Origin of the sequence: Salinirubellus salinus, from assembly GCF_025231485.1 — an archaeon.
Lineage (GTDB): Archaea > Halobacteriota > Halobacteria > Halobacteriales > Haloarculaceae > Salinirubellus > Salinirubellus salinus.
In genome coordinates this window covers 150,453-170,115 of record NZ_CP104003.1, presented here as the reverse complement: position 1 = coordinate 170,115, position 19,663 = coordinate 150,453, and the positions used below count along the sequence as shown (strand labels likewise).

The following is a 19,663-nucleotide window of genomic DNA, read 5'->3' as shown; positions in this document are numbered from 1 at the left end:
GCACGCGTCTCGACTACATGACTGGTCCCTCTAGACGAGACGTCCTCCGCGCGAGCGCCGGCGTCGGCCTCGCCGCCCTCACCGCCAGTGCCGGCTGTACCGAGCAGATAAGCGATTTCACCGGTGGCGGTGGCGTGAGCACCGACAGCGCGCCCGCGGCCTCCCGTGGCGTGTTCACCGCAGACGTACAGGGCCTCCTCGGTGACGAGAACACGGCCCGCCTCGCGAACGCCTACCTCGGCGTCGTCTCGCAGAACGAGTACTACAGCGGCCCAGAGAGCTACGAGGCGGTCCTCGACGAGGCGGAGGCCGAGGCGACGCTCCCGCCCTCCGGCCTCCAGTCGGTCCTCGGGTTCGGCGAGTTCGGCTACTTCGGCTTCGGTGGTGACGCCTACGCCGGTGCCGTGTTCGAGGCCGAGTGGTCCGAGACGGAAGTCGTCGACGCACTCGAGGATGGTGGGGCGACCTACACCGAGGGTGAGTACTCGGGGACGACCACGTACACGAACGACAGCGAGTACGTCGAGGCCGAACTGGCGGTCCTCGGTGATGGCCGGTACGTCGTCGGCTCCACCGACGCCGTCGAGGACGCCGTCGACGTGGCGAACGGCGAGGGTGACGCCATCGGGTCGGCGCTCTCGAACGCCTACGACGGCACCCGCGACGGCTACGTCCGCTACGGAGCGGAGGTCCCGGACGACTCGCTTCCCCGGCGCATCCCGGTTGGTGGCGAGACGGTCGAACTCGACGCCTACCAGCGGGTCACCCACAGCGGTGGGGCGCTCTACTCGAACGGCGACACGGTCGGCCTCGAAGTCGTGTTCGTCGCCGTCGACTCGCAGGCCGCCGAGGCGGTGGTCGAGCAGACGGAGGCACTCGTCACCGTCGCGAAGTCGACGGAGAGCACGACCGAGGAGGTCGAGGCCGCCCTCGACCGCCTGACCGTCTCGCAGGACGGCGACACCGTCTCCACCACATACGAGACGACGGTGGCCGAACTCGAGACGCGCATCGAGGCGCTGGGCGAGCAGTACGGCTGAGGCCGCCGACGTCTCCGACCATCGGTCAAAAGGCCCATACCGACCCGCGGCGACGCTCGAGATATGATAGGCGTCGTCGGCGGCGGCATCGCGGGACTCGCGGCCGCCTACCGACTCCGGGAGGCCGGCGAGGAGGTCCGCGTGTTCGAGGCCAGCGACGACGTCGGCGGTCTCGCCGCCACCTACGACACGCGGGGCGACCGCATCGAGAAGTTCTACCACCACCTCTCGAAGAACGAGACCACCATCGTCGAACTCGCCGAGGAACTCGGCCTCGGTGACGCCGTCGAGTGGCGTATCGGCGAGAACGCCTACTACGTCGAGGGGGTCGAACACCCGCTCGACACCGCCTGGGAGATCGCCGCCTACCCCTACCTCTCGGTGTACGACAAGTTCCGCCTCGCGATGCTCACCAAGGAGATAGACGTCCGCGGCGGGATTCCGACGTTCGACACCTACGAGGACCTCGAGGCGTTCGAGCACGTCCCCATCAAGGAGTTCCTGCTCGAACACACCACCCGCGGCGTCTACGAGTACTTCTTCGAGCCCCTGCTGGACGCGAAGTTCGGCTCCCGGAAGGAGGACGTCTCGGCAGCGTGGCTCCTCGGGCGCATCAAGTTCCGCTCGGAGCGTGACCTCCTGCGTGGCGAGGAACTGGGCTACGTCGAGGGCGGGTTCGGCCGCCTGCTGGACGCGCTCGTCGACGCCGTGGGCACGGAGCACATCGAGACCGAGGCCCGGGTGACCGACCTCGCGTTCGGCGACAGCGTGGAGTCGATGACCGTCGAGACACCCGACGGGACCACCGAGTACGACGTGGACGACGTGGTGGTCGCGACGATGCCGAACGTCCTCGAGGCGCTGACCGGCTACGAGTGCGACGTGGAGTTCCAGGGCTCGGTCTGCGCCGTCGTCGGGATGTCCGAGTCGCTGATGGACACCTACTGGCTCAACATCGCCGACGAGGCGCCGTTCGGCGCGCTCATCGAGCACACGAACTTCGTCCCGCCCGAGCGCTACGGGGGCGAACACCTGCTCTACGTGGCGAGTTACGTCCAGGACACCGAGGAGGAGCTCTGGCGGCTGGACGACGACGAGGTCCGGGAGCTGTGGCTGGACGGCATCGCCGACCTCTACCCCGACTTCGACCGCTCGGCCGTCGAGTGGATGGAGGTCGCTCGGAACCCACGGACTGCCCCCATCTACTCCCGTGGCTACCTCGACCGGGTGGTCCCGTACGACCTCGCGGCGGACGTCACCGACGGCCTCTACTACGCCGGGATGGCCTCGCGGGCACAGTACCCGGAGCGGTCGCTCGACGGCGGCGTCCTGGCGGGCTACGAGTGTGCCGACCGGATACTGGAGTAGGGGACCACGAGACGGGCTGTCGGTGGGTCGCTCACCGACGCTCCATCCCGACGTACAGCACGAGTACGGCCCCGAGGTACAGCACCATCCCGCCGACGAAGCTCCAGGTCAGGACGTTCGACTGGTCGAAGTCGCCCCAGGCACGGACGACCCCGAGCAACACCAGTCCGAAGCCGAGGAGCTGACTCTGGACCAGTATCCGCGCGGCACTCCACCGCGGGTCGAGGACGACGACGGCGTTCACGATACCGAGCAGCGCGAACCAGCCCGTCAGGACCCGTGCCGTCAGCGGGGAGACGCTCCACGGCCACAGCTCGATCATCGGCCCCGGAACGACGAACAGCGCCACGGCACTGACCGTGATGACCACGCCGAGCGCCCCGCCGAGCACCCGCACGGCCCGGGGGAGCCGAGGCTCAGTCACCCGGGGAGAGACGGGTTCTGTCCGCCGATTGAGTGCCCAGAGCCCCGGGACGAGGACCGGCGTCACCGCGTAGAGGAACACCCAGAGGAAGAACGTGTAGTGCTCGTGGTTGAAATTGCCCCAGTGGAGTACCGTCGCGAACGCCATCAACCACGTGAACGTCGCGATGCCCGGGAACACCGGCGCGACCGTGTGCCACGCGTCGACGGTAGACACCCGGTAGAAGAAGTACACGCCCGCGCCGTAGCCAGCCCCCATGATGAGGGGCGTCGTGTCGGGGCGGATCGTCCACGCGAAGAGTTCGGTGGTCCGACCCGGCACGCCGTAGAGGACCAGCGCGGCCGCGGCGAGAAACGGGATGATGAACCGTGCGACCCACCGAGTGAGCGGGAGAACGTGCCCGTCGCGGACCGAGGTGTCGATCCAGCGCCGCGGAACCGGGGTCGGTGCGGCCATCGTTTCCTCCCGAGTCCCTTCACGTTCGACCTACTGGGATATACACGTTCCGCACAGCTGTCGAACGGAGACGGGTGGCAGAGGACGAGTCGCCGCACTGACGGGCGGTAGCCGGTGACCGAGAGGGGACGTGCTGTGACCGAGACGAGATATGCCGTGACCGGACCGGGTGCGACTGGGACCGTGAGTGGCCGGGGCGGGTCACCCGACCCGCGACCCGGTCAGTCCGCCCTGGCCTCCTCGTCGGCGTCGGCACCGGGGGCCTGCGACACGTCGACGTCCTCGGGTTCCTCGGTGCCGTGGCCCTCGAAGGTGCCCTCCGGCGTCTCGACGTATACGTCGTCGGCGAAGCCGGCGAGGGCGTTCTCGTACTCCGGTTCCTCAAGTCTCTCCGGGGTCTTCGGGGCCTCGGCGATGCCGCCGAGCGGGCGGAACTCGCCGAGCGGGTCGTCGATGGTGATGCCGTGGTCTGCGAAGAACGCCTCGTAGCGGCGGTAGTGGTCCTCCAGTTCGTCACCGGGGATCTCCATCATCTCCGTCCACCCGTGGTTGAAGAAGTCGAAGTTGGCCTGGACGTGCGTTATCTCGCGGGCCTCGGCCTCCGGGTACCCACTCTCCAGCGCCGCGACGTACGTGTCCATCGTCGCGTCGAAGAAGTCGTCGAGGTGCGCACGGCGCTCGTCGTGGTTGGACTCGTCGGTCTTCCCGAGGAAGATGCCCGTGTGCATGTCCACGAGCTTGTCGTTGACCCGCGGGCCGACGACGGGTGTCGTGAGGGCCTTCTTCGCGGCCCAGTGCCGGAGGTTCTGGCGTATCTTCATACCCTGCTGTTCGGGTTCGAGTCCCTTGAACGTCCGGTATCCGGTCGTTTCGGCAGGGACCGAATCGGCCGCCGACCGACCCACGGACCTGCGCCCGAATCCGCGTGCCGAGGAGATGGCAACGCCCAATAGGCAGGGTGCGTTAGCGCGGATATGGCGACGTCGCACGTGATCATCGGCGACGGCATCGCGGGTTCTTCTGCCGCCGAGACCATCCGCGAGGCCGACACCGATGCGTCGGTGACTGTACTCACAGAGGAGGGCGAGGCCCTCTACAACCGCATCCTCATCAAGGAGTTCGCCAAGGGGAAACTCCCCGAGGCGCCCATCTCCATCCACTCCCCGGACTGGTACGAGGAGCGTGACATCGACCTCGAGCTGAACACGCACGTCGTCCGCGTGGACACGGAGGCCAAGACGGTCCACACCCACGGCGGCGACACCTACGACTACGACAAACTGCTCGTCGCCACGGGCGGGACCCCCACGCAGCTGCCGGTCGAGAACAGCGACGCCGACGGCGTCCACCACTTCTGGACGTTCCAGGACGCCCGCGCCATCAAGGAGAACGCCGAGAACGCCGACACCGGCGTCGTCGTCGGCGCGGGCCTGCTGGGCATCGACCTCGCGGCTATCTCCGCCGCGCAGGAACTGGACGCACACTACCTGATGCGCGGGCAGGCGTGGTGGCGCTACGCCCTCAGCGAGGAGGGTGCCGAGATCATCCACGACGCCCTGCGCGAGCGGAACGTCACGCCCGTCTTCGGCTCCGGCGTCGACCACTTCGAGACGGACGACGACGGTCACGTCGTCGCCGCCGTGGACCCGAACGGCGAGCGCTACGAGGCCGAGTTCGCCGGCGTCGCCATCGGCCTGAACTTCAACACCGAGTGGCTCCGTGGCTCCGGCGTCGAGACGGACGACGGCGTGCTCACGGACGAGCACATGCGGACCAACGTCGAGGACGTCTACGCCGCCGGCGACATCACGGAGTTCCACGACGTCCTGCTCGGCGAGCGCGCACAGAACGGCGCGTGGGGCAGCGCGAAGGAACAGGGCTCCATCGCCGGCGCGAACATGGTCGGGGAGTGGGACGAGCCCGAGGAGACGTTCGAGTGGGTCTCCTCGTACTCCATCACCCACTTCGACTTCCCGTTCCTCTCGTTCGGCCACCCCACCCTCGGCGACGACTCGGTCGAGAAGAAGTACAGCGAGGACGAGTGGCGCCGCGTCGCCCTGAAGGACGGCAGGGTCATCGGCGGCGTCCTCATCGGCGACCTCTCGCCGCAGTCCGCGCTCAAGCGGCTCGCCCGCGAACAGGTCGACCTGACCGGCCGCGAGGAGAAACTGCTGGAGGAGCGAATCCCGGTCGACGACCTCGTCGCCGACAGCCCCGAGGCGCAGGCGGAGTAACACGCGCACCCCGGACTTTTCACCCGCGGCGTCGACCGAGGAGCGATGCCCGACGACCCGCCAGCCGAGGCCACGGACGGCTCGCACGAGGCCCACGAGGTGTACGACGAGACGGCCAGCGCCTACGCCGCCGGGAACCCGAGCGCCGACGCCCGCGCCGCCTACGAGTGGCCGGCCGTCCGCGAGGTGCTCCCGGACGTCGACGGCCGGCGGGTGCTCGACGCCGGTACCGGCACGGGTCACTACGCCGCGTGGCTGGCCGAACGCGGCGCCGACGTGGTCGGCCTCGACGCCAGCGCCGGGATGCTCCGCGAGGCGCACGAGCGGACCGACGGCCCGGCGTTCGTCCACGGCGACCTCCGGGCGCCGCTTCCCTTCCCGGACGCGACGTTCGACCTCGTCTGCTCGCAACTCACGCTGGACCACGTCGAGGACTGGGACGCCCCGTTCGCCGAGTTCGCCCGCGTCTGCCGGCCCGGCGGCACGCTGGTCGTCAGCGTCGACCACCCGTTCACGACCTACTTCGTCGTCGAGGAGGAACCCGAGGCGGTGGGCAACGCCACCGCACAGTCCGCGGACTACTACGCTGTCGAGCGGTTCGAGAAGGTGTGGCCCCACGTCGAGGGCGAGGGCGAGACCCGGATGCCGGTCTACCGTCGGCCGCTCGCCGAGGTGACGCGCCCCCTGTTCGCGGCCGGGTTCGCGGTCACCGACCTCCGGGAACCGGAACCCGAGTCCGACGCCGAGCACCTGCGGTACTTCGCCGAGCGGACGCCGCGCTTCCTCGTGGTGTGCGCAGAGAAGGAGTGAGTCGGGTCGTTACTCGTCGGTGTCGGTTCGCTCGATTACTCGTCGATGTCGACGCGCTCGATCTTCACTTCCTCGCGCGGCTGGTCGTTGCGGTCGGTCGGCACCGAGCCGATCTCCTCGACCACGTCCATCCCCTCGACCACCTGCCCGAAGACGGCGTGTCGGCCGTCGAGGTGGGGCTGGGCGTCGAGCGTGACGAAGAACTGCGAGCCGTTCGTGTTCGGTCCGGAGTTCGCCATCGAGAGGATGCCCGGCCCGGAGTGGGTCAGGTCGTCGTGGAACTCGTCCTCGAACTGGTAGCCTGGACCGCCACGGCCGGTGCCGGTCGGGTCCCCGCCCTGGATCATGAAGCCGCCGATGACGCGGTGGAAGACGGCGCCGGCGTAGAGCGAGTCCCCTCGCACCTCGCCGCTCTCGGGGTCCTTCCAGGTGTTCGTGTCGGGCGCGGGCGTCGCGTCCGCGGCGGGGTCCTCCCGGGCGAGTCCGAGGAAGTTCTCGACCGTCTTGGGCGCCTTGTCCGCGAACAGTTCGACCGTGAACTCGCCGTGGGTGGTGTGGAACGTCGCGGTCGGGTTGTCGGGGTTGCTGACCTCGTTGCTCATACCCGGCAGGTGGCGTGCGGGTCCGAAAAGGGTGCCGGTGGGAGCCCCGGAGGCCGCTCAGGCGTCCCGCGGCTGGACGGTCCGCGGCCCGTCGTCGAACGCGAACCGGACGGGGGTGTCGGGGACGCGCCCGAGGCGGTTCTTGTGGCAGTAGCAGAACCACTGGACGCCGTGGCGTGGCTCGTCGGCCCGGTAGCGCTCCAGTTCGAGCACCACGTCGGCCCGCGCGAGGGTGAGGTCACGCTGGAGCGCTCGTGGGTTCATCCGCGGGCAGTGGAGGACGGCGACGCTGTCGGTCGTCTCGACCGCCCGTTTCAGCGTCGAGACGAACGTGAGGTAGCGCTCGCGACCCTCGCGTTCGAGTTCGGTCGCCGGGTCCACGACGACGACGGACTCCGGGTCCAGCCCCGAGAGCGCCCCGGCCGGGTCGTCCAGCAGGCGGGTGGTGTCCGTCTCGGTCACGTCGAAGGCCTCGTAGCCCGTCGCGGCGGCGTGTCGCGCCACCTCGGGCGCGTTCCGCAACAGCGAGAGGTACCGGGCCGGCGCGAACGTCGCCGGCGGGTACAGCAGTTCCTCGCTCGGCGCGTCCGGCGGGGCCACGAGCGCCACGAGCGCCCCCGGCGAGAAGCCGCCCCAGCCCTCGTCGAGCGCCTGGAACCCGGTCGAGAGGTTCCCCGCCACGCGTGGGCCGTCCCACGGCACGTCACCGGCCGCGACGGCCTCGCGGAACGCCGCCCGGCGCGCCTCGTCCCCCGGGAGTGTCGCCTCGAACGGCCCGTCGGTCCCCTCGTCCTCGGCCATCAGAACGCCCGGAGGTCCTCGAGGACCTCGTGGGCGGAGCCGTCGGCGATGGCGTCGCGGGCCATCTCCAGCCCGGCGTCGAGGTCCGCACAGTCCTCGCGGGCGTAGATGCGGACGGCGGCGTTCAGCGCGACGGCGTCGGCGAAGGGGCCGTCGCGTTCGCCGGCCAGCACCGCCTCGGTGATGGTGGCGGACTCCTCGGCCACGTTCTCGACCGAGAGGTCGGCCTCCTCCCAGTCCATGCCGTACTCGGGAGTCTTGATGTCGAAGTCGGTGAACTCGGAGCCGGCGGACCACTCGCCGACCTTCGTGTTCCCCGGTCGGATGTCGTCGTACCCCTCCAGCCCCTGGAACATCACGACGCGGCGCGGCGAGACGTGTTCGCTCTCCTGGAACGTGTCGACGATGCGCTTGGCGTAGGGGAGGTGGTAGAACGAGCCGAGGTGGTAGTCCGCGTTCGCCGGGTTGCAGATGGTCTCGATGGTGTTGACGAACGTGCGGACCCCCATCTGGTCGCGCCGGTCCTCGATGGCGTGCAGGCCGGGGTTGAAGTTCGGCTGGTAGTAGAAGCCGAAGCCCGTCTCGTCGACCATCTCCGCGGACTCCTCGGGCTGGAGCTCCGTGCGGACGCCGAGTTCGTCCAGCACGTGCTTGTAGGCGTCCTGTTTCTGGGTCGGGACCCGGTCGCCCGAGTGGGTGACGACGGGGGTGCCGGCGGCGGCGGCGACGGCACCCGCAGCGACGCCGAGGATGGCGGTCCGACCCTTGCCGTCGTAGTTGGCCCCGCAGTCGACCGGGTCGGCCTCGGGGGCGTACGGCTCCAGCGACTCCTCGACGATGACGTCGAGGTACGCGCCGAGCTCCTCGGGCGTGTTGCGCTTCCAGCGGTTGGCGAGCCAGAACGCCCCGAGCGTGGTGTGGTCGGGTTCGTCCGCGAGGATGCGCTGCATCGCCTCGCGAGCCTGCTCGCGGGTCATGTCGTCGGCGGACTTGTGTCCGGAACCGACGACCTCCGTCATCAGGCGTTTCAGCGGCCACTCGCCGTACTTCGTCGTGGTCTCGGCCATGCTCGGTTGTCGGAGCGCGAGCGACAAAAAGCGTCCCATCCGGGCGACACGGGCCGGTGTCGTCCGCCCGTCGTCCTCCTCCGGTCCGTCGCGCTACGGCCAGTCCGGGTCCACGCCCACGAGGTCGGCACTCAGGTCCCAGAGCCGGTCGGCCGTCTCGTCGTCGCGCGCGGACCGAGAGGGGCGACGCTGGCGCTGCTGGTCGAAGTACTGACCGGTGACCCCCTCCAGCGCGGGCGAGGCGGCGAGGTAGGCGAGCGCCCGACCGCCGTCCTCGACGCTGTCGGTGACGCCGGGGACGAGTTCGACGGCCTCCCACCCCATCGACAGTGGGAACGGTATCCCGCGGGCGAAGCCGCTGCCGGGGATGACGCCGGGGTGGAAGCAGTTGGCCGTCTGGCCCGCCGGCAGTCGGGCGGCCAGTTCGCGGGTGAACAGCACGTTCGCGAGCTTGGAGTCGGAGTAGGCGGAGAACCCGGAGAGTCCGGAGACGCGGGCGAGTCCCGTCGCCCGCGTCAGTTTCGAGACGAGCGCCATGTCGGAGCGCCCGGAGATGCTCATGTCGCCGGTCGACCCCTCCTCGGCGAGGGTGTCGAAGTCGATGCCGCCGTTGCGGTGGGCCAGCGAGGAGGTGGTGACGACGCGGGCCTCGTCGGCGAGGTGGTCGACGAGGTCGTGGGTCAGGAGGTAGGTCGCGAGGTGGTTGACGGCGAGGTGGAGTTCGTAGCCCTGTTTCGACTCCTGATAGTCCGTCACGGTGAGTCCGGCGTTGTTGGCGAGGACGGCGAGTTCGTCCGTCTCCTCGCGGACCTCGTCGGCCAGCGCCCGTACCTCGTCGAGGTCCGCGAAGTCCGCCCCGTGGAAGGACGCCTCGCCGCCGGCGTCCTCGACCATCTGGACGGTCTTGGCGCCGGCCTCCTCGTTCCGGCCGTGGACGAGGACCCGGGCACCGGCCCGGCCGAGCAGGACGGCCGCGTGTCGGCCGATGCCGCTCGTCGCGCCCGTGACGAGGGCCGTCTCTCCGGACATATCGCGTAAGGTGAGTTCGGACATGGGCAGGGGTATGGAGCCGACTGGTATGAACGTACGGCGTTGCGGCGAACTCCGCGACGTGAGGCCTGTGAGCCGGCAATACGGCGTTCCTTTATTTCGGCGGCGGTGGTCACACGCCGTCGCACGACGACTGCGAGCCCGGTCGCGGCGACCGACGACCTCGACGCTCCGACCACGATGTTTTCCGTCGGCCGACCCTACAGGTGAGTGATGGTTTCCGAATCTGACACCGCACCGACGTTCACCGCGACGCTCGCCAACGGGGACCTGGAGCCGTTCGACCTCGAGGCGTACCTCGGTGACGGCCCGGTCGTGCTCGCCTTCTTCCCCGGCGCGTTCACCCCGCCGTGCTCGAACGAGATGGTCGCGCTACAGGGGCACCTCGACGCGTTCGAGGCCGCGGGCGCGACGCTCCTCGGCGTGAGCGCCGACAGTGCGTTCTCGCTCAACGCCTTCCGCGAGGAACACGGCATCGAGTTCGACCTCGTGAGCGACATGAGCCGCGAGGCCATCGACGCCTACGACCTCGAGATCGACATCGACGACCTCGGCCTGCACGGTGTCGCCAACCGCGCCGTGTTCGTCCTCGACGAGGACGGCGTCGTGACGTACGTCTGGACGACGGAGGACCCGACGAACGAACCGGACTACGAGGCGTTGCTCGAGGCGGTCGAGGCGGCGGCCTGAACCGGGCGACCGAGCCGGGAACGAAAGCGATAGGCCCCGTCGGGCCGTCGTCAGGGCAATGAGTTCGCAGGCCGAGGACGGCGACTGGCGGGCCGGCCTCGACGACGTGGACGCCACCCTCGTCGACGAGTTCCAGAGCGGCTTCCCCGTCGAAGAGCGGCCGTTCCGCGCGGTAGGGGAGGCGCTAGGTGTGACCGAGGACGAGGCGCTCGACCGCGTGCGGCGGCTGCGTGAACGGGGTGTCTTCCGACGGTTCGGCGCGGTGCTCAACCCGCCGGTCATCGGCTCCTCGACGCTCGCGGCCGTCTCGGCGCCCGAGGACCGCTTCGACGAGGTGGCCGAGGTGGTGAACGGCTACGAGCAGGTGAACCACAACTACCGCCGGAGCCACGAGTGGAACATGTGGTTCGTCGTCACCGCGGCCTCCCGCGAGACGCGCGACCGCATCCTCGCGGAGATCGAGGAGCGCACGGGGCTGGAGGTGCTGAACCTCCCGATGCTGACGGACTACTACATCGACCTCGAGTTCCCCGTGATGAACGAGGACCGGTTCGCCCGCGAGTCGCTGGAGTCGACCGAGGTGAACGCCACGCGCATCTCGGAGTCGGCGACCGCGGACCTCTCCGAGATGGAGAAGCGACTCCTCGTCGAGATCCAGGGTGGGTTCCCACTCACCGCGACACCGTACCGGGACGTGGCCGACGCCATCGATGCCGACCTGGCCGAGGTACTCGAGGCGGTCGAGCGCCTCCTCGCGGGCGGCTGTATCAAGCGCATCGGCTGTGTCGTCAACCACGTCGTCACGGGGTTCGACGCCAACTGCATGGTCGTCTGGGACGTCCCCGACGAGGAACTCGACGCGCGGGGCGAGGCCGTCGGGACGCTCCCGTACGTCACGCTCTGTTACCACCGACCACGCCGGCCCGAGCAGGACTGGCACTACAACCTCTTCACGATGGTCCACGGCCGCGAGGCCGACGCCGTCGACGCGAAGGTGGACGAACTCGCGAGCGAGCACCTCCCGTTCGAGCACGAGCGACTCTACTCAACGGAGACGCTCAAGCAGACGGGCGCGCGCTACGAGGAGCTCGTCCGGGGCGACTGAGCGCCCAGACGGCACTCTGGAGAGTTCTACGACCCGTTCGGACCAGTCTGGGGTGCCTAGACACCTGTCGACTATCTGAACGTCTACGCCAGAAGCCTTATACGTGGGGCTGCATTCCCTCCAATCGCAAATGGCGACCGGAAAGGTTGATTTCTTCAACGACACTGGCGGCTACGGCTTCATCGAGACTGAGGATTCCGACGAGGACGTCTTCTTCCACATGGAAGACGTCGGCGGCCCGGACCTGGAAGAGGGTCAGGAGGTCGAGTTCGAGATCACGCAGTCCGACAAGGGCCCGCGCGCGAAGAACCTCGTCCGCCTGTAAGGCAGTCGAGTAGAGGTACCGTACTCAGACCGTATTATCACCACTCCCGAGCGACAGCCGTGTCGGCTCGGCCGGCACTCGCCCGGGGAGTGACGACGGCGCTCGCCGGGCGTGGGGACTGTCGGGTGGGTGGAACGGGACGGATCGGGAGGAGAGCGGAGAGAGCGGGGGCGGTTCGCGCGCGTCGGAGCCGGGGGCAGGTCACCACCGGGGCCGGGTCACCGGTCGGCGGTGAGGACGAGGAACGGCCCGACGAAGATGAGCGCGATGCCGAGGAACTGGAAGTGGACCGGCTGGAGCGCCGCCGGGCCCGTCGGCGTCAGCAGGAAGATGACGCCGAACACGACGGTGTTGATGCCGATTATCTTCTGCGACTTGAGCGGGAGCGCCGCGAGCGTGCTCAGGATGTACAGCGCGAGGATGGCTTGCCCCACGTTGTACTGGAGGAGGAAGCTGTCGACGAGCTGGAGCGGTAGCGCGAACATCCTTGCCCCGAAATGGCGTGGATTCGCGCATAAGGTTTCCGTTAGCGAGCGGGACCGTGGAACACTCGGCGGGCGCCGCGGCCGGCCCCGTCAGTCGGCCCGCTCCTCGCCCTCCCCGTCCGGTCCCTGCAGGTCGAGCGGCCGCAGGTAGAGGAAGAACATGAGCAGGATGGTGCCGGCGTACCCCGTCGCCCAGACGTAGGCCCCGAGCCCCCTGTAGCCGGCCTGTGTCAGCGCGAAGTCGGCGATCCCCGAGAGCGCGATCCCCGCCGCGAGCACCACGAGCGCACGCAGCCACCGCGGGGGGTCCGACTCCATCTCTGGCGAGACGATAGTGGGCATACCACCGAGTACGGGTGGCCGAACCCTGAATCTGACGCCCCACGGCGGGCGTGAGCACCACACACGCCGCCGACGCACTCTTGACCCGCGCCGTCCCCTCGGGGATATGGACACCCCGCGGACCGAGTACCGGCACCTGCCGGCCGACGACGAGCGGTTCCACCAGTACGTCCGCTACGCCTTCCGCCCGACGGCGGGCCCGTGGGACGAGGACGCCCGCGAGGACCTCCGCGAGCGCGTCGAGGACGACGAACTCGTCGCCCGCGAGAACCGTGGCCTGTTCCCCGCCGGCGAGGCCGACGCCGACCCGGTCGCCGTCGCCGGGTGGCACGAGTTCGAGACCCGCGTCCGCGGTGCGTTCCACCCGCTCGGCGCGGTGACGGCTGCCGCCACCCCGCCCGAACACCGCCGCCGCGGTCACGTCCGCGACCTCCTGACCGAGATGCTCGTGGAGTTCCGCGAGGCCGACTTGCCGCTCTCCGTGCTCTGGCCGTTCAAGCGGTCGTTCTACCGCGCGCTGGGCTGGGAGACCTGTTCGCTGTACGACGAGGTGGAGACCCCGCCCGAACAGTTGCGCGGCGCGGGCGCCGCGCCGGCGGGCGAGTTCGTCCCCTCCGGCCCCGACGACTGGGAGACGCTCGCGCCCGTACTGGCGGCCCACGAGGCCGACCGCGCGCTCCACGTCGACCGGACCGCCGAGTGGTGGGAGAAGCGCGTCTTCCAGTGGTGGGGCGGCGAGGACAGTTTCGGCTACCGCTGGGACGACGACGGCGGCGAGGCCCGCGCGTACCTCGTCTACCGGTTCGCCGACGGCGACGGCGACGACGGCCGGACGCTCCGGGTGCTGGAGTCGGCCTGGACCGACCACGAGGCGTACCGCCACCTCCTGCGGTTCCTCGGCGACCACGACTCGCAGGTCGAGACCGTCGAGTGGTACTGCCCGCCCGACCCGGACGCGCGGCTGCTCGACCTCGTCGAGGACCCCTCCGCGGTGACCGTCCGGACGAAGGCCGGCCCGATGGTCCGCGTGGTGGACGTGGTCGACGCGCTCTCGACGCTCGACTACCCCACCGACGGGACGGTCACGGTCGGCGTCACCGACCCGGTCCTCCCGGCGAACGACGGGACGTTCCGGCTGACCGTCGAGGGAGGTGAGCCACGCTGCGAGCCGACCGAGGCGGACCCGGTCGTGACGCTCCCGATGCGGGCGCTCTCGCAACTGGTCGTCGGCTTCCGCGACGCGACGTTCCTCGCCGAGACGGGGGCGATAGCCGCCGCCCCGACGGACCCGGCGGTGGCGTCGCTCGACGCGCTGTTCCCCGCAGAACCGACGCTCCTCAGAGAGGGCTTCTAGTCGGCCGTCGCGTCGGTCACTTCCTCGACGGGCCCCTCGCCCATGGCCTCGATGCGGGCGATCAGGTCGTCGATGCTCGCATTTATGTCCTCGACCGTCTCCTCGATGCCCTCGGCGGGGATGGCCCCCTGCTGGGTCGCCTCGATGAGCCCGTCGTTCTCCAGCATCCGGAGGGAGTAGCGCACCTTGTGCTCGGGAACGTCCGTCTCCTGCGAGAGCCGGACGATGCCGATGGGGTGGTGTTCGATGACCGTCTCGAGGACAGTGAGGTCACGTGCCTGCTTCTCCAGCTGGTCGACCAGACGCTGAATCATTGTATCGAGGTACGTGCGGGAGTAGCAAAGGCCTACCGCCTCGCGTCGGGTGGCGAGGAAGGGCTATATCCTCACGGGACCTACTGTGAGCGTTATACTGCTCGGCCAGCGACGGCCGGGCGAGGTACCACCATGCAGACGAACGACCGCGTAGAGCGCCTCAAGCAACTGTACATCGACCTCGGCGGGGAGCCGACCTCGACCGAGCGACAGCACGCCCGGCGGGGTGACTTCCCCGACGAGGCGACCGTCGACGAGCGGCTCGGGCGCGTCGTCGAGCGGATGCGCGAACGCTACGGCTTCCGCACCTCGCTCGACCGCCCGGCGCTCGTGACCGTCGTCAGGGGGTACTACGCCGGACGGTCCGACGCCGAGGTGGCCGCCCACCTCGGGGTCAGCCCCGAGACGGTCGCCCGGGCTCGGGTGAACCTCCACCTGTTCCGGCCGGCCGACACCGAGGCGACGTTCGACGTGGACGCGCTCCGGACACTCCTCGACGGCGGGGCGAGCGTCGCGGACGCCGCCGCCGAGCTCGGCGTGGCCCCGTCCACCGCCGGCGAGTACGCCCACGTCCTCCGCGTCCAGCAGGACGCCCGTGTCTCGGGCTACCGCTACCCCGAGGAGTTCGAGGAACTGCTCGAGGTCGACACCGAGCGACTCGGCCGGACCTACCGGACCGACCGACGGACGATGGAGGAGGTCGTCGACTGACCCGCCCGGCGCGCGTCGCTCAGCGCCGCCACCGGACGGGGGCGACGGCCACCAGTGCGACGAACAGCGCCCCGGCGAGCCACAGCACCAGCCCGACGAGGTCCGGCAGGCCCGACCCGCTCGCCCCCGACAGCACCGGGTCGAGGACGGTCCGGAGGACGAGCCCCCGGAACGCGCCGGTCGGACTCAGCGCGAGTAGCCAGCGGACCGCCCCCTCGGAGACGTAGCCACCGCTCAGCCCTCCGACGACGGCGAGGTCGAACCCGACGCCGAGCGCGAGCGCCGTGCCGACGGCGAGCGCGACGGCGCTCCGGGCGCCCGCGGCGGCTGCCGAGATGGCGAGTGCCACCGCGAGCGCCACCAGCCCCAGCAGGACCGTCAGGACGACGAACCGGACGTAGAGCAGGATCGAGTCCGCGCCCGCGTGCGAGGCGACGACGCTCGTGCCGGCCCCACCGGCGACGGCGACCAGCAGCCCCACCAGCAGGTACGGCACCAGCAGGACGACGACCAGCGCCGCCGCGCGCCCGACGTAGACCCCGAGGACGTACTCCGTCCGCTCGACGGGGTAGGTCCGGAGCACGTCGAGTTCGCCCCGCTCGGCGTCACCGAGGACCGCACGGAACCCGAACGCCAGCGCGAGCACCGGGACGAGCAGTTCGGTCGGCGTGAGCAGGTTCAGCACCGCCGGGACGTAGCCGACGGTGCCGCCGACCCAGCCGAGCCCGACCACCACGAGGGCGAACCCCACCGCGAGCGCGAGGACGCTCTGGGTCCGGACCGTCGTCGTCAGTTCTCGCTCCACGACGGCGAGGAAGCGGTCGACGGCGGCGCGCCGACCGCCGCGTTCGGCCCCGGACTCCGCGGCCGACCCGGCCTCCGTGGTCGCCTCGCTCATCGCCCGTCACCTCCGACCTCGTCACCCTCGGCCTGTCGGGCCGCCGCTCCGACCATCGGCGCGACCCCCGCCTCCGTGACGGCGCCACCCGGTGCGGCCTCGAACAGCCCCGCGAGGGCGTCGTGGTCCCCGTCGCGGAACTCGGCCGGCGGGCCCCGGGCGACGATCCGGCCGTCGGCCAGCAACATCGCCACGTCGCTCCGGTCGACCCCACGCGGGTCGTGGGTCGCCAGCACCACCGACGCCCCGGCGGCCGCGAGCTCGTCGACCACGGCGAAGACGTGGGCCGTCATCCGTGGGTCGAGGTCGCTCGTCGGCTCGTCGAGCAACAGCAGGGCCGGGTCGCCGAGCGACGCCTGCGCCAGCCCGAGTAGACGGCGCATCCCGCCCGAGAGGTCCTCGACGCGTCGGTCGCGAGCGGCCGAGAGGCCGACCCGCTCGAGCGCCGCCTCGACGGACGGGTCGCCGGGGAGCAACGCGGCGTAGAACGAGAGCGTCTCGTCCACGGTGAACCCCGGTCGGAACGCGGGTGACTGCGGCAGGTAGCCCACCCGTCGCGGCCCGCTCGCCGCGAGCGTGACGGTCCCGCCGTTCTCGGTGAGCCCGGCGACGATCCGGAGGAGCGTCGACTTGCCCGATCCGTTCGGTCCGGCCAGTGCCACCACCGACGAGCGCTCGACGACGAACGAGACGTCGTCGAGGACCCGGAGGTCGCCGAACGACCTGGAGACGCCGTCGACGGTGAGCAGTGGCGTCCGCGCGTCCGACACCTCGGTGGACGTCTCGTCCGCCCGAGCCTGCTCGGGCGGGGACTGGCTGTCGGTACCGGTCGGGTCGGCCGTCCGCTGGGTCGAGTCGGAGGTGGTCATGGCTGGGGGTCGAGGGTCCGGTCGGTCGTCACGTCGCGGGCGGTGCTCGGCTCGGGTCGGGTGGCGTTCAGTCGCTCGACGACCGTCGGGCGACCGGGTGAGACGCTCGGCGCGAGGTCGACGGCGCCCCTCGAACGCAGGCCGGGGACGGCCTCCTGCAGGGTCCGGAGGCCGGCGACGGCTGGCGACCGGGCGAGCGTCTCGGCACCCGGGACGCGTCCCACGCGTCCGTCGACGGCACCCGTCGGACGGTACGCTCGCTCCAGCGTGCCGTCGCCGTCGCGGTCCCGTCCGGGAGCCGTGTCCCAGTAGTTGCCCTCGCCGTCGACGGTCCAGACGCGCAGCGGGCCGAGGGGGGCGACGACCGGGCGGTCGTTGCCGACGAAGTCGTTGGCGACGACGGTGTTCGACGGGAGGAGCGCGGTCGCCCTGACGCCGATCTCGTTGTACGCCACGACGTTGTGCTCGTAGAGGCTCGTCTCCGAGGGTATCTGCAGGCCGTAGCGGTTGTCCACGAGGACGTTGCCGGCGACGTAGGTGGCCGACCCGCTGATGGCGATGCCGGCGCCGCTCTCGCGAACGTCGTTGTCGACGAGGGCGTTGCCACGTGGGCGGGTCATCGTGATGAGCCCCACGTCCGTCTCCCGGACCGTGTTGTTCGCCACGAGGATGTCGGAGGAGTACATCTCGTGGACGCCGAAGCGCATCCCGACCATCCGCGAGTCGCGGACGACGAGGCCGTCAGAGAGGTGCATGTAGACGCCGTCGCGTCCGCCGACGAACGTCGAGTCCTGGACGACGGGCCGCGCACGCATCGACATCACGCCCATGAACCCGTCCTGCCACTCCCCGCTGCCGACGACGGTGACGTTGGCGACGACCACACCGTCGCTGTCCCGGACGAGGACGCCGTTGGCGGGCGTCCGCGTCCAGACGTTCGAGACGAGCACCCCGTCCGACTCGACGACGGAGACGGCCGCGTCGCCGTAGCCGTAGCCCATCTGGACCGCGTAGTCCCACTCGCCGGTGTCCTCGGGGCGCACGTCGGGGCTGGTGCTGTTTCCGACCCCCGTCACCCGGAGGTCCGCGACGGCGACGCCCGGCGAGTGGACCCGGACGACGCTCCCGTTCCCGTCGCCGAGCAGGTGGGTGTCGTTGCCCGCGCCGCGGAGCGTCAGCGGCTTCGAGACGGTCACGTTCGCCTCGTAGGTCCCCGGCGGGAGGCGGACCGTGGTGTTCGGAGGGGCCTGCTCGACGGCCGCCGCCAGCGTCGGGGCGTCCTCGCCGACGACGACGGAGACCGGTCGGTCGAGCAGCGCGTGTGCCGCCGCGGACTGCCGGTCGGCCCACCCGGTCCGCTCGGCCACCGCGGTCCGCATCCGGTCGCGCGTGGCCTCGATACCCGGGAGGTCGAGGTCACGGACCGCGTCCCACCCGAGGACGCGCCCGCCGTGGGCGTCGGCGAACTCGCGGGCGGCTGCCGCCGTCTGGAACGGCACCACCACCTCGCCGGCGGGCGTGCGGGCCTCGCTCCCGACGACGTAGGTGGCCGAGTCCGCCGGAACCCACGAGACCGTCGCCGGGGTCGTGCTGGGGATGTAGAGTTCGTCGTCGTCGTTCACCCGGAGCTCGGTCCCCTCGTACGCGGTGACGAAGACGGCGAGCGGCCGGCCCACCTGTCGCTCCCGGCCGGGGCGCTGCAGGTCGCTCACCAGCGCCTCCACGCCGTAGTAGCCGACGACGTAGCGATACTGCGAGTAGAACACCTGTCCCTGCGGGACCGTCCGGTTCGACGCGCGCACCTCGACGGCCGCCGCGTCCGTCAGCCCGAGTTTCACCGTGTCCTCGAACGCGACGGGGTCGTAACTCCCGCCGGCGTCACCGCCGACCTGGGGGACGAACGCCGCCGCCGCCACGAGCAGCACCACGAGGAGACCGACCAGGACGGGACGCGGGTCCATCTGTAGTGACTGTTCGTACCCGCCGCACAAGGGTACCCCTGTCGTTCCAATCTCGTGGGAGCGGGCGTTCCGGTTAAATAGTGTTGCGCGTCTAGCGCAATATAGCAGGGCGGGTTGTCGCCCGCCGGTGATTCCACGTCATGACACGCACGCCGCCCGACCCAGTCCACCACCTGACCCGCCGCGAGACGCTCGCCGCCGGGGGGTCGCTCGCCACCCTCGCGCTCGCCGGCTGTACCTCCCTGACCGGCGGGGAGACGCCCGCCGCCGTCTCCCTCGCCGGCGGCCTGCAGTGTGACAACTGCGGGATGGTCGTCGAGAAACACCCCGGCCCGAACGGCCAGGTGTTCTTCGCGGACGAGTCCCCGGAGGGCCACGAGAACCCCGCGCGCTTCGACGCGCTGAAACAGTGTCTGTTCCCGTACACGATGGAGCGCGAGCAGCGCGGCTGGACGGTCGAGGCCGTCTACGTCACCGACTACTCGAAGGTCGACTACGACGTCTCCGGCGACGGCCAGCCGCGCCGGAGTTACATCTCCTCGCACGTCGCCCCCGAGTCGTTCGCGCTCGCCGAGGACCTCTACTACGTCGTCGAGAGCGACATCCGCGGCGCGATGGGACAGGACTTCGTCCCGTTCTCGGTGGAGAGTGACGCCGAGGCGTTCGTCGACGAGTACGGCGGCCGCGTCGTCCGCTACGACGACATCGGCCCGGCACTGGTGGGGAAGTGACCCCGTCCACCCCGTCGACGGCGGGT

The 19,663-nt window shown here is 70.4% G+C and carries 22 protein-coding genes; 10 read left to right on the top strand and 12 right to left on the bottom strand.

Features of this window, described 5'->3' with window-relative positions; genetic code table 11:
• Positions 1-17: 17 nt before the first annotated feature.
• A complete protein-coding gene (locus N0B31_RS00955; RefSeq protein ID WP_260593860.1) occupies positions 18-1,040 on the top strand; it encodes a hypothetical protein in 1,023 nt (340 codons plus the stop codon).
• A 63-nt stretch (positions 1,041-1,103) separates the two neighbouring features.
• The gene (locus N0B31_RS00950; protein ID WP_260593859.1) at positions 1,104-2,408 is read left to right on the top strand and encodes an NAD(P)/FAD-dependent oxidoreductase; all 1,305 of its coding nucleotides are present in this window, start codon (positions 1,104-1,106) and stop codon (positions 2,406-2,408) included.
• Positions 2,409-2,439: 31 nt separating this feature from the next.
• Here the strand turns inward: N0B31_RS00950 and N0B31_RS00945 are convergent, their stop codons facing one another.
• Together N0B31_RS00945 and N0B31_RS00940 are read right to left on the bottom strand one after the other, a co-directional pair.
• Entirely contained in the window at positions 2,440-3,288 is an 849-nt protein-coding gene (locus N0B31_RS00945) for a hypothetical protein (protein ID WP_260593857.1), read from the bottom strand.
• Between the two features lie 221 nt (positions 3,289-3,509).
• The gene (locus N0B31_RS00940) at positions 3,510-4,109 is read right to left on the bottom strand and encodes a DUF6149 family protein (RefSeq protein WP_260593855.1); all 600 of its coding nucleotides are present in this window, start codon (positions 4,107-4,109) and stop codon (positions 3,510-3,512) included.
• Between the two features lie 153 nt (positions 4,110-4,262).
• Between N0B31_RS00940 and N0B31_RS00935 the strand changes: the two genes are divergently transcribed.
• Together N0B31_RS00935 and N0B31_RS00930 are read left to right on the top strand one after the other, a co-directional pair.
• Complete coding sequence (locus N0B31_RS00935; RefSeq protein ID WP_260593854.1) at positions 4,263-5,522, top strand: NAD(P)/FAD-dependent oxidoreductase; 1,260 nt, start codon at positions 4,263-4,265, stop codon at positions 5,520-5,522.
• 45 nt (positions 5,523-5,567) lie between these two features.
• Positions 5,568-6,332 (top strand): class I SAM-dependent methyltransferase, encoded by a 765-nt coding sequence (locus tag N0B31_RS00930; RefSeq protein ID WP_260593853.1) that lies wholly within the window; start codon positions 5,568-5,570, stop codon positions 6,330-6,332.
• Positions 6,333-6,367: 35 nt separating this feature from the next.
• Here the strand turns inward: N0B31_RS00930 and N0B31_RS00925 are convergent, their stop codons facing one another.
• The 4 genes from N0B31_RS00925 to N0B31_RS00910 all read right to left on the bottom strand — a co-directional run bounded on the left by N0B31_RS00925 (position 6,368) and on the right by N0B31_RS00910 (position 9,855).
• Positions 6,368-6,934, bottom strand: coding sequence for a peptidylprolyl isomerase (locus tag N0B31_RS00925; protein ID WP_260593852.1), 567 nt, complete (start codon positions 6,932-6,934; stop codon positions 6,368-6,370).
• Between the two features lie 57 nt (positions 6,935-6,991).
• The gene (locus tag N0B31_RS00920) at positions 6,992-7,735 is read right to left on the bottom strand and encodes a DUF7125 family protein (protein ID WP_260593851.1); all 744 of its coding nucleotides are present in this window, start codon (positions 7,733-7,735) and stop codon (positions 6,992-6,994) included.
• Positions 7,735-8,802 (bottom strand): anthranilate phosphoribosyltransferase, encoded by a 1,068-nt coding sequence (locus N0B31_RS00915; protein WP_260593850.1) that lies wholly within the window; start codon positions 8,800-8,802, stop codon positions 7,735-7,737. Before N0B31_RS00915 ends, N0B31_RS00920 begins: the two co-directional genes overlap by 1 nt.
• 93 nt (positions 8,803-8,895) lie before the next feature.
• Positions 8,896-9,855 carry an SDR family NAD(P)-dependent oxidoreductase gene (locus N0B31_RS00910; protein ID WP_260593849.1) on the bottom strand — a complete coding sequence of 320 codons (960 nt, stop codon included), beginning with the start codon at positions 9,853-9,855 and terminating at the stop codon, positions 8,896-8,898.
• 210 nt (positions 9,856-10,065) lie between these two features.
• Here N0B31_RS00910 and N0B31_RS00905 point away from each other — a divergent pair, with 210 nt between their 5' ends.
• The 3 genes from N0B31_RS00905 to N0B31_RS00895 all read left to right on the top strand — a co-directional run bounded on the left by N0B31_RS00905 (position 10,066) and on the right by N0B31_RS00895 (position 11,972).
• Entirely contained in the window at positions 10,066-10,542 is a 477-nt protein-coding gene (locus N0B31_RS00905; protein WP_260593848.1) for a redoxin domain-containing protein, read from the top strand.
• A 58-nt stretch (positions 10,543-10,600) separates the two neighbouring features.
• Positions 10,601-11,647 (top strand): siroheme decarboxylase subunit beta, encoded by a 1,047-nt coding sequence (ahbB, locus tag N0B31_RS00900; protein WP_260593847.1) that lies wholly within the window; start codon positions 10,601-10,603, stop codon positions 11,645-11,647.
• 130 nt (positions 11,648-11,777) lie between these two features.
• Positions 11,778-11,972, top strand: coding sequence for a cold-shock protein (locus N0B31_RS00895; protein ID WP_260593846.1), 195 nt, complete (start codon positions 11,778-11,780; stop codon positions 11,970-11,972).
• A 218-nt stretch (positions 11,973-12,190) separates the two neighbouring features.
• Here the strand turns inward: N0B31_RS00895 and N0B31_RS00890 are convergent, their stop codons facing one another.
• Positions 12,191-12,457: a DUF8006 family protein gene (locus N0B31_RS00890; RefSeq protein ID WP_260593845.1), complete on the bottom strand. Its 267-nt coding sequence runs from the start codon at positions 12,455-12,457 to the stop codon at positions 12,191-12,193.
• A gap of 90 nt (positions 12,458-12,547) precedes the next feature.
• On the bottom strand, positions 12,548-12,799 hold the full coding sequence (locus N0B31_RS00885; protein ID WP_260593844.1) for a DUF7996 family protein: 252 nt from the start codon (positions 12,797-12,799) through the stop codon (positions 12,548-12,550).
• A gap of 106 nt (positions 12,800-12,905) precedes the next feature.
• On the opposite strand from N0B31_RS00885, the gene N0B31_RS00880 reads away from it, so the two are divergent.
• Positions 12,906-14,153 (top strand): GNAT family N-acetyltransferase, encoded by a 1,248-nt coding sequence (locus N0B31_RS00880; RefSeq protein WP_260593843.1) that lies wholly within the window; start codon positions 12,906-12,908, stop codon positions 14,151-14,153.
• Here N0B31_RS00880 and N0B31_RS00875 read toward each other — a convergent pair.
• Positions 14,150-14,467, bottom strand: coding sequence for a hypothetical protein (locus N0B31_RS00875; RefSeq protein WP_260593842.1), 318 nt, complete (start codon positions 14,465-14,467; stop codon positions 14,150-14,152). The genes N0B31_RS00880 and N0B31_RS00875 overlap by 4 nt on opposite strands.
• A 132-nt stretch (positions 14,468-14,599) precedes the next feature.
• On the opposite strand from N0B31_RS00875, the gene N0B31_RS00870 reads away from it, so the two are divergent.
• Entirely contained in the window at positions 14,600-15,178 is a 579-nt protein-coding gene (locus tag N0B31_RS00870) for a conditioned medium-induced protein 4 (RefSeq protein ID WP_260593841.1), read from the top strand.
• Between the two features lie 19 nt (positions 15,179-15,197).
• Here the strand turns inward: N0B31_RS00870 and N0B31_RS00865 are convergent, their stop codons facing one another.
• The 3 genes from N0B31_RS00865 to N0B31_RS00855 are packed head-to-tail and all read right to left on the bottom strand — an operon-like array spanning position 15,198 to position 18,906.
• Positions 15,198-16,076, bottom strand: a complete 879-nt coding sequence (locus N0B31_RS00865; protein ID WP_260593840.1) for an ABC transporter permease subunit — start codon at positions 16,074-16,076, stop codon at positions 15,198-15,200.
• Positions 16,073-16,945 carry an ABC transporter ATP-binding protein gene (locus N0B31_RS00860; RefSeq protein ID WP_260593838.1) on the bottom strand — a complete coding sequence of 291 codons (873 nt, stop codon included), beginning with the start codon at positions 16,943-16,945 and terminating at the stop codon, positions 16,073-16,075. Before N0B31_RS00860 ends, N0B31_RS00865 begins: the two co-directional genes overlap by 4 nt.
• Positions 16,942-18,906 (bottom strand): NosD domain-containing protein, encoded by a 1,965-nt coding sequence (locus tag N0B31_RS00855; RefSeq protein ID WP_260593837.1) that lies wholly within the window; start codon positions 18,904-18,906, stop codon positions 16,942-16,944. The genes N0B31_RS00860 and N0B31_RS00855 overlap by 4 nt, the downstream gene beginning before the upstream one ends.
• A gap of 140 nt (positions 18,907-19,046) precedes the next feature.
• Here N0B31_RS00855 and N0B31_RS00850 point away from each other — a divergent pair, with 140 nt between their 5' ends.
• Positions 19,047-19,637 (top strand): nitrous oxide reductase accessory protein NosL, encoded by a 591-nt coding sequence (locus N0B31_RS00850; protein ID WP_260593835.1) that lies wholly within the window; start codon positions 19,047-19,049, stop codon positions 19,635-19,637.
• Positions 19,638-19,663: the final 26 nt, after the last annotated feature.